At 49.5% G+C, this 9,135-nt stretch carries 8 protein-coding genes; 5 read left to right on the top strand and 3 right to left on the bottom strand.

Annotated elements, in window-relative coordinates:
* Nucleotides 1–539: reverse transcriptase N-terminal domain-containing protein (locus tag J0895_RS10575; RefSeq protein WP_207088063.1), on the bottom strand; the 539-nt coding region annotated here is incomplete at its 3' end.
* A gap of 960 nt (nt 540–1,499) precedes the next feature.
* On the opposite strand from J0895_RS10575, the gene J0895_RS10570 reads away from it, so the two are divergent.
* A complete protein-coding gene (locus J0895_RS10570) occupies nt 1,500–2,831 on the top strand; it encodes a hypothetical protein (RefSeq protein ID WP_207088062.1) in 1,332 nt (443 codons plus the stop codon).
* Nucleotides 2,832–3,105: 274 nt separating this feature from the next.
* On the opposite strand, the gene cobS is transcribed toward J0895_RS10570, so the two are convergent.
* Nucleotides 3,106–3,918, bottom strand: a complete 813-nt coding sequence (cobS, locus tag J0895_RS10565) for an adenosylcobinamide-GDP ribazoletransferase (RefSeq protein ID WP_207088061.1) — start codon at nt 3,916–3,918, stop codon at nt 3,106–3,108.
* A 325-nt stretch (nt 3,919–4,243) separates the two neighbouring features.
* On the opposite strand from cobS, the gene J0895_RS10560 reads away from it, so the two are divergent.
* The 3 genes from J0895_RS10560 (at nt 4,244) to J0895_RS10550 (ending at nt 6,781) form a co-directional block, all read left to right on the top strand.
* Entirely contained in the window at nt 4,244–4,699 is a 456-nt protein-coding gene (locus tag J0895_RS10560) for a hypothetical protein (RefSeq protein WP_207088060.1), read from the top strand.
* A gap of 147 nt (nt 4,700–4,846) precedes the next feature.
* A complete protein-coding gene (gene tgt, locus J0895_RS10555) occupies nt 4,847–5,959 on the top strand; it encodes a tRNA guanosine(34) transglycosylase Tgt (protein ID WP_207088059.1) in 1,113 nt (370 codons plus the stop codon).
* A gap of 684 nt (nt 5,960–6,643) precedes the next feature.
* Nucleotides 6,644–6,781, top strand: coding sequence for a photosystem II reaction center protein K (locus J0895_RS10550; RefSeq protein ID WP_009768893.1), 138 nt, complete (start codon nt 6,644–6,646; stop codon nt 6,779–6,781).
* Nucleotides 6,782–7,049: 268 nt separating this feature from the next.
* Here the strand turns inward: J0895_RS10550 and J0895_RS10545 are convergent, their stop codons facing one another.
* Nucleotides 7,050–7,613 (bottom strand): glutathione S-transferase N-terminal domain-containing protein, encoded by a 564-nt coding sequence (locus tag J0895_RS10545; RefSeq protein WP_207088058.1) that lies wholly within the window; start codon nt 7,611–7,613, stop codon nt 7,050–7,052.
* Nucleotides 7,614–7,800: 187 nt separating this feature from the next.
* Here J0895_RS10545 and J0895_RS10540 point away from each other — a divergent pair.
* On the top strand, nt 7,801–9,135 hold a 1,335-nt coding region (locus J0895_RS10540; RefSeq protein ID WP_207088057.1), incomplete at its 3' end, for a pentapeptide repeat-containing protein.

Here is a 9,135-nt window from a genome sequence, read left to right as displayed (position 1 = left end):
TCCGCATCTAGGACATGATTGGCTTTCTTATTGATTACCAAATAAATCCGAGCTACGGCGTCGTGTGTTGACCTACCTGGCCTAAATCCATAACTGGTGCCTTCAAATCTGGCCTCCCAAAATGGCTCTAGAGCCATTTTGACCAATGCCTGACGCGCTCTATCCTCTACTGTTGGTATTCCTAAAGGTCGTTTCTCGTCTCTTCCGGGCTTGGGAATCCAAACTCGTCGGACGGCTCGTGCCTTTTTGGTTAACCGCAATTTACTCGCAAGCCTCAGCCTTTGTACGGGTGTTAATGATTTCTTCCCGTCTACCCCGGCTGTTTTCTTGCCTCTGTTGAGTTGAGTAACTTGCCTAACAGCGAGCAACTTTGCGTAGTATGACTTCAACAGAATTCTTTGAAGCCCGTTTGCTAAGACATGATTGCCCCTACTAGCCGCTCCGTAAATTCGCTTCTGCAACTTGAAGATTTTCCGTTGGATTTTATTCCAAGGAATTTCGTTCCATGCCATCATCAACTGTTGTTGTGCTTTGGCCATTAATTTGGCTACTTGCAACTTCACGTTTCAACTCAGGCGCAGACTCTCAGCATATACCAGATGTTATTCTGGCCATTGGCTTGGGTACTGCATCTCACCCCCATATAGGCTGGCGCTTACACTTAAATCACTACTTAGACAATCGACCTGTTTAAGAGCCATTATGGGGTTAATTCGTTTCGTGATTTTGGGTTGTATCTGGCTTTAGGATGCTGTCCTTTCCCCCTGGATACTTTGGGGATTTCTTAACAAGTGAAACGAGGATTTCCTTGTCTTTTTGTAGGTTAAATAAGTAGTTGCCTACCTTTTCCCCTTGCCCTTTTGGACGCAGCGTATCAACCAAGTTTCGCTACTTAATAATTGAGAGGGTTCAAGCCGGACATTCGCTTTCGCTGACCTTGGCCAGTTGGCTCGATGGGATTCTCTTTATGGTTAAGGGTTACCACCTTTTCAGCCCGCTTCACACCTTTGATGGTGAGTCTCCGGGTGGGGCTGTTGCCTATTACCCCCAGAATTGCCACGATTTACAATTCTGGAAATCCTGGTATTGCTCTTTGTTAGGAGCAACAAAACCACAATTATAAGAGTTCGTGACTACGAATACAGGTTTGACCCGGTTAGTGCAGTGGTCTTCCGAAAACCCTTACCAGTGCCACGCTTATGGTTTTCCCCTCCGCTTTTGCGCTGAACGAATCGCACGCTTATGGTTATTATAACATGATTTACTTGCGATAATTATTCCAGTAAATGTATATTTAGTAGGTATTGAGCCTACTAAATATACGCGGCTTTCATACAGTCGCTCATCTGAGTACAGATAGAGCGCGGGTCTTCCCGCAGGCTCAGATAAACCGGACTTATCCATCAATTGAGCAATTGGGGATCTACCCTGGGGATTAAACGGGTGAAAGGCTAAGGATCAGGCAAAATAAGATGGGAACCGATTAGACTCTATTGACCATGAATGTAGATCATCAACAGTTGCAACAACAACTCAACCATTTGAAAGACCGCTTACCGGCCTTGAGCAGTCGCCTTTCACAAGCTGCTGTGGAACTGAAAGAAGCAGGAGTACCCTTAGACGAACGACTCAGTGAGCAACTGATAGCGTATCGGCAGGAGTTTGCGGGACTTAAATCAAGGGCGATCGAGCTGGCAAAAACTTACTCGGTGCCAGGGGTGGTGGCACCCACGCAGATTTCTTCCCTACATGATATCCAGGGAATTTTACACGCGATCGCCCGGTCGGGAGGACAAGTTAACGAATCCCAAAAAGCCCTCTACTACATCGATCGCTTTTTATCCCTGACTCATCGCGATCAACCGCATTTTGCACCGTTAGAGGAGGCAAAAGTCAAAGCGCGGGAATTGCGCCACATTATCCTCAACTCCTCCCCGAGTAATTTTCCCCCAGATGTCCCGGCGTTACTTTCGGGTCAACATCCCTGTTGTGCTTTCCTGAGTCTGATTGAACCGGATACCAATATCGCAGATGAAGAATGGGAAAGAATGCTGGATTTTTGCGGGCGAGCATTTGGCAAACCCTTAACTCTGGCAGCGAGTCGAGGAAAACTGCTATTTTCTGGGACCGTAACAGCCCCAGCGCCTACGGTGACGGCCCCAACTGCTCCACCACCGCCCCGGCGATCGCCGGAAATGGTCGTGATTGCCGGGTCTACTGAATTCATTGAACCCACTGACACTGAAGCGGAAGTGGAACGCTTACTCTCGCAACAACCTTCCTCCCCTGGGTCTAATTTGCCCGATGTGATTATCCTCCCGAGTTCCGATGAATCCCCCTCCCGGAGTCAGATTGCTCCCCCAAACCCGAATTTTGCCCCAACTTCTGCCAAGATGTCAGGGCTTTCTGGTGTGGGAATCGAGGTGGGATTAAATGTCTTGGTTCATATCGAACGAGTGGGCGATCACCAGTTTCATGAACATGAATTTGCCGGAACAAGGGGGAAAGCACTCCGCCTCGAAGCATTTGCGCTGGAAATCAAACCGCCGATTCCTGGATTGGGTATTCGCTATCTGGCCCATATCCAAGGTAGCGGGGATACGCCTTGGGTGACTGAGGGTGAGTGGGTTGGTGCTCGCGGTTCGGGTTTGCGGATTGAAGGTTTGGCGATCGAATTATCGGGCCCTGAAGCGCCGAATTATGCGGTTTATTACAAGGCGCATATTGAGCGAGTGGGAGATACTCAGGAGTTTTCTAACGGTGAATTCTGCGGACGGCGTGGCATGGGACTCCGAGTAGAAGGCATGGAAATCCACATCGATCGCAAGTAGGAGATCAAGACTAGAATTTCTTGTAGGGGCGCAATGCGCAGGCCCTAGGGCGTATGCAATACGCCCCTACAAGAAACAACGATTTTTCGTCAACTTGTGGGATTGCACCTTGACAGGGCTAGGGATCAAGACAGGATTAGATTGATAGGATAAGAAGCCGGGTTTCTGATTCAGATTTGTGGCTTTCTGGCCTCAGATGTTGTCCAGAAACCCGAGTTCTGATCGCGACTGTAGTCTCGGACTGGGGAATCGGGAAGGAGGCGCGATCGCCGGTTTATAATCCCGCTAACAGACAGAGTAAGAGGGCTTCAGTCCATTCCACCACGGCACCGTAGGTATCGCCGGTATGACCCCCGAGTTTGTAATTAAACCAGGCCCCGGTGAGGATGGCGATCGCGCTGCCGCCTGTGACCATTCCGGCGGCTAAAATCCAGGAATTGCCATCGAGCCAGAGTTGGACGCCACTCAAGGCGACCAAAAACAGAAACCCGGGGAGTAAGTCCCAGGGAGACCCCATAGAATCCTGGTGAATGGCGCCTTTGCCTGAAACTTTTAAATAGGGATAACGGGCGATCGCCACTAATTGTCCCCACCGTCCCCAACCAGCGACGGCCATTAAAACCACGGCCCGATTGGCGCTTAAATCACTCAAGGCTGCCACTTTCAGGGCAATCAGGGCAACGGCGGCCATCACGCCAAATGCGCCGGTAACACTATCGGCCATTACTTCCAAGCGGCGATGGGGTTCTTGCACGGCCAACCCATCCCCGGTATCGATCGCCCCATCCAGATGCAATCCGCCGGTAATCCCAATCCAGGCCACAATCACCAGAGTGCTGCGCGTGAGTCCCGGCATGGCTAACAACTGCAACAGGACATCTAACAGGCCCAGCATCGCCCCGATCGCCACCCCGACAAAGGGCGCATACCGAGCAATGCCGCGAAACTCTAAAGTCCAACTCAGAGGAACCGGCAAACAGGTATAGAAGGCGATCGCTGCTGCCAATCCCGAACCGAGAGTTCCCAATCGGGCTACTTTTGTCTGCACAAATTTAACGACCCGTCTCACCCGGCGATTCTCCCTCATAGTCAAAATCTATATTTTTTCCGCCATTCTACTGATACGTCCACTTTATAACCTGTGCCAAAATTGAATTAATACGGAATCCGCTTGTCTCAAGTCTTTTTCTTTTAGCCCGCGCTTCTCGGGCTTTGTCCGCAAACGCCCCACCCTTTAGGGTGCGGGTTTTTATAGACCTTTAAAAACCGGATTCCGTATAATGAGAGTTATCCTGTGCCGCACTCTGTCGGCATAAAACGCAAAGCTTTCTTGATATTCCCTCTATAGGGCAGCCATTGGAGGGTCTCAATTCCAAAAAGGGTTTCGATTGTAAATTAAAGGCGGTTTCTCTATGATGCCAGATCAATCTCCTACTAGCCTACCTGCACCCTGCATTGTTGATACAGGTACTGTGGTCAATAAGCAAGATATGTATAGACTCCTGGCTGATTTAGGCCGAGTCCGCTATGCACACTTCCTCCAAGGTCATCTCCAAACTCAAGGGGAAGGCTATGTGATGGAAGTTTTTGCTGATTCTCAACGCTCAACCCTGATCGCCAATCATCGTCTTTATATCAATGTGCAGAGTTTTGATTGTTTAGAACTGAGACAATCCTCTGAATCTGAATCTTACTTCGATCTGGTTCAAGATGACCGACAATTACGGTTACTTCCAGTCTCTAACCCCCTCAAGGAGCAATCTGCTAAAACACTCGATAGTGCTGCGGCGTTAGAGGCGGTTTTGCGAGAGGTCCTCATTGCTAAATTAGATGCTGAAATTGATGATGAGGGAATGCTGCCCTTTTGAGTGGCGATCGCCCTTCGGTATTTAAACTTTATTTTCCCGCCATTCTGCTAGTTCTTAACCGCAGTTTCTATTTGCCATGACTGGAAAATAACATATTGCCAATATGCTGGTATAATGAGTCGAAAATTTACACAGTAATCATTAATTTTGGGTCGCGACTTTACATTTCACTGTCAGGGTAAATGCAGCCATACTCACGCCAGGGCGGGGGTCTGGATGACGCCTCACGGCCCGGTAGAAACGCCCATCTTTATGCCCGTGGGAACCTTAGCTACCGTGAAGACTGTTACACCGGCCCAGTTAGAGGCAACGGGCGCTCAGATGATTTTGGCCAATACCTATCACCTGCACCTCCAACCAGGAGAGGACATTATCGCTGCAGCGGGAGGGTTACACCGCTTTATGGTGTGGGATGGCCCGATTCTGACCGATTCCGGTGGATTCCAAGTTTTTAGTTTAAGTGAACTGCGGACCATTACCGAACACGGGGTGACCTTTCGATCGCCCCGGGATGGACGCAAGATAGAAATCACCCCAGAACGTTCGATTCAAATTCAGAACAAATTGGGGGCTGATGTGATTATGGCCTTCGATGAATGCCCCCCCTACCCTGCATCCCGAGAAGCCGTAGAGTTGGCAACCGCCCGGACTTACCGATGGTTAGAACGCTGTATCCAGGCTCATAGTCGGTCGGATCAAGCCTTATTTGGGATTGTTCAAGGGGGAGTCTACATTGATTTACGATTGCAAGCGGTGGAGGCCCTGACTCAGTTAGACTTACCCGGATATGCCATTGGCGGAGTCAGTGTGGGAGAACCGGGGGAAACCATCTCAGAAATCGTCAGGGCCACTGCGCCGCACCTTCCCGTAGAGAAACCCCGCTATTTGATGGGAGTCGGGACTTATCGAGAAATGGCCCAGGCGATCGCCTCCGGGGTCGATTTATTTGACTGCGTAATCCCCACAAGATGGGCGCGACATGGGGCCGTGATGGTCCAAGGGGAACGGTGGAATATTAAAAATGCTCAATTTCGGGAAGATTTTACCCCCCTAGATGAGACTTGTTCTTGTTACACCTGTCAAAAGTTTTCGCGGGCGTACTTGAATCATTTGTGGAAATCCGGGGAAATCCTGGTCTATACCTTACTCTCGATTCACAATCTCACGGAACTGATTCGGTTTACCAAGCGGATTCGGGAGTCCATTCTGAGCGATCGCTTTACCACAGATTTTGCTCACTGGTTGTCACCGACACCCTAGGGCCTGGGGTGTGGGTATCGTTCACGTCCCTAGGACCCCACCCTAACCCTCCCCTTGCCAAGGTCCGGGGACCGGAATCGTTTTAAAGTCCAAGGACAAGAAACCGGGTTTTTGACCCAATCGGTTGCAAAGCCCGCCAAAATTTTTGGCAAAACCCCGGTTTCTAACCCATGAAGTCCCCCTGCTCTAGCCGAAAAATGAAATCCTCATCCTCCCTTATAAAAAATACCCTGAAAACCCTGTGACTTTAGTCCAGGGATGAAAGGGCATGGCCGGATAAATCCTGCCAATCAGATCTACCAATTGCACAAATGTCTGGCCAGTGTGGTATCGTCAAAAGAGTCGAAAGTTGCGAATTTTGAGAAATCAAGTATCTAGCTTAACAGCAGTACGGATGCTCAAAATAATTAATCACAACCAATTACTTTGGTTCTGAACCGATTAAATCGTCAGTAAAAGACGTTAAAACCTACCCCCGGACTGGAGGAAAGTCACGACCGAGGAGCTAGTTGTAAGACTAGGATAGCAGACCGCCATCTGGCCAAAGGATTGCGCCCGGAAACCCTGACAATAGGGATATTAAGGCTGGAAAGTCTTAAGAATCCCCGTCGCGATCGCGACGGAGATTGTCAAGTTAAAATCTGTGTCGATTATGAAATTTGTGTTTGAGAGGGAGATATCAATATGGAAGCAGCACTACTACTGGCAAAACTACCGGAAGCCTACTCGATTTTCGATCCCCTGGTAGATGTTTTGCCGATTATCCCCGTGTTTTTCTTGTTGCTGGCTTTCGTTTGGCAAGCAGCAGTCGGTTTCAGATAAATTACCGACTTTTCTCCAACTCCAAGGCTATCAACAAGGAAAGGGGCGCTCAGATGAGCGCCCCTTTCCCGATCTAAACACAAGCTTTCCGTTTACCCGTTCCTACCTCTGAATGCTCTTGCTTATAGCAGTTTCCCGACTCATGAGGTACTCATAAAAATCAGGAGTGCGAGCATCTTGCTCGCTATTGTCAATAGCGAGCAAGATGCTCGCACTCCAAAAGAATGTACGCGAATAACGCTGGGAAACGCTATATCAGGACTCCATTTTACTGAGCCCGGGAACCGATGGTTTTCTGAAAGGCGGGCCGATCGCCGATGCGCTGGATATACTCAACCACCCCTGGATACTCACTCAGATCCAGCTTGAGCATCATTTGGCTGTACGCCAACATGGAACCGACGGCAACATCGGCGACGGTAAACTCTTCACCCAACAAAAAGGGATGGGTGGCGAAAATTTGATTCAGGGGCTTCATCAATCGACTCAATTCGCGATCGCGGTTGGATTCGATAAAAATTCCAGGACCAAATGTGGCATTGGCAAAGAGCACCCACTGTACCAGGGTCGCTTGTTCTTCCGGGGACTGAGTTGCATTGCCGTACTTTTCGGCCAAGTACAGTAAAATTGCCCCGGATTCCCAGAGTTTCAACTCGCCATCGACGATCGCCGGGACTTTTCCCATCGGGTTAATCTTCAGGTACTCCGGCTGTAATTGTTCCCCTGACTGCATATCCAACAACACAAATTCATAGGGAACCCCCAACTCTTCCAGATACCACTGCACGATTGATGCCCGAGAACGCGCACCGCCATATAGTTTTAATGTCACTTTGATGACTCCATCTGTTGCTATAGGTTATTCTCAAGATTTTAAGGCTTCACGAGAGCGTAACCGGGGAGAGGGCATAGAAGGGCGATCGCCACAGTTCCGCAAGCAGCCCTAGACAGGTCAAAACCCAAGCACCATTGAATTACAGTGGTAGATAACTGCCATCGGTTGCCAAGCTTCGGGATTTATGCAAGACAATAGCCAAAATTTCTTTCGCGTCCCACCAGAATTAACCAATCAAGATCCCCTAAGCTCGGAAAGCCAAAACCCGAACTTTCTGACCCAGGATTTAAGCAACAAAGACCTCATTGGCGCATCCCTACGCGGTGCCTATCTGCGCGAAGCCAAACTCAGTGGCGCTAACTTAAGCGAAGCAATTCTCTGTTATGCCGACTTGATTGGTGCCGATTTAAAAGGAGCAAACCTGAGTGGTGCGGATCTGAGTGATGCCAATTTAAACCTAGCAAATCTCAGCGAGAGTAACTTAACTGGGGCTAATTTCAAAGGGACGCTGTTAGTCGGAACCGATCTGAGTGAGGCCGATCTGCGCGGTGCCAATCTCAAAGGCGCTAATTTAATTGGGGCCAAACTTGCCGAAGCGAATCTCAGTGGTGCCAACCTCAGCGGAACGGATCTGAGTGAAGCGGATCTGCGGGGGACGATTCTGCAAAAGGCCGTTTACGACATGAGGACCCGCTTCTGTGAGGGTCTCGACCCCCAGACAACTGGCGCTTACTTAATTGGAGCAGATGTTGTCCTCCCTGGAGCCAATCTGAGTGGGGTAGATTTGACTGGATTTAACCTCAGACGCGCCGATCTTAGAGGGGCAAACTTGCGCTATGCCAAGTTAATCGGGGCCAATTTAGAGGGGGCGAATCTGTTTCGAGCAAACTTGAGTGGTGCCAATCTCACCGGGGTCAATTTTAAAGGGACGAACCTGCAAAAAGCGGTTTACGATTTAAAAACGATCGTCAGCGAAGGGATTGACTTGAGTTTGGGAGGAGCCTACTGGATTGCGCCGAATGTCTCCTTGTCGGAAGTGAATCTGGCGGGGGTGGACCTCAGTGGGGCGGATTTAAGAGGTGCAACGTTAAGTAGTGCCAATTTAAGCGAAGCGGATATGACGGGAACGGATTTGTCCCGGGCGAACCTCAGAAAAGCCTATTTAGCTGATGCGAATATGAAAGGGTCAGATCTGCGCGGTGCGGATCTGATTGGCGCGAGTTTAAATAAGGTGAATTTGACTCAGGCGGATTTGCGTGAGGCGGATTTAACTCGGGCTGATTTGCGTGGCGCAAATTTAAAATCGGCAGATTTGCGAAAGGCGGATTTAACGGGGGCGAGTTTAAATCAGGTCAATTTGGCTGAGGCGGATTTACGAGGGGTGGATTTAACCCGGGCTGATTTGCGAGGGGCCAATTTAAGCGGGGCGGATTTAAGAGAGGCTGATTTGACGAAGGCTAATTTACGGTGGGCGAATCTGGATGGGGCTAATCTCACTGATGTGGATGTCAGTACGATT

This window comes from Phormidium pseudopriestleyi FRX01, assembly GCF_017313335.1.
GTDB classification, from domain to species: Bacteria; Cyanobacteriota; Cyanobacteriia; order Cyanobacteriales; family Laspinemataceae; genus Laspinema; species Laspinema pseudopriestleyi.
Note: the sequence above shows the minus strand (reverse complement) of the source record. Positions and strands in the feature narration are given on the sequence as shown.

Bases quoted from the DNA above. Each gene is read 5' to 3' on its own strand.
- J0895_RS10560 (WP_207088060.1), top strand. From the start codon at position 4,244: ATGATGCCAGATCAATCTCCTACTAGCCTACCTGCACCCTGCATTGTT.
- cobS (WP_207088061.1), bottom strand. From the start codon at position 3,918: ATGAGGGAGAATCGCCGGGTGAGACGGGTCGTTAAATTTGTGCAGACA.
- J0895_RS10570 (WP_207088062.1), top strand. From the start codon at position 1,500: ATGAATGTAGATCATCAACAGTTGCAACAACAACTCAACCATTTGAAA.
- J0895_RS10550 (WP_009768893.1), top strand. From the start codon at position 6,644: ATGGAAGCAGCACTACTACTGGCAAAACTACCGGAAGCCTACTCGATT.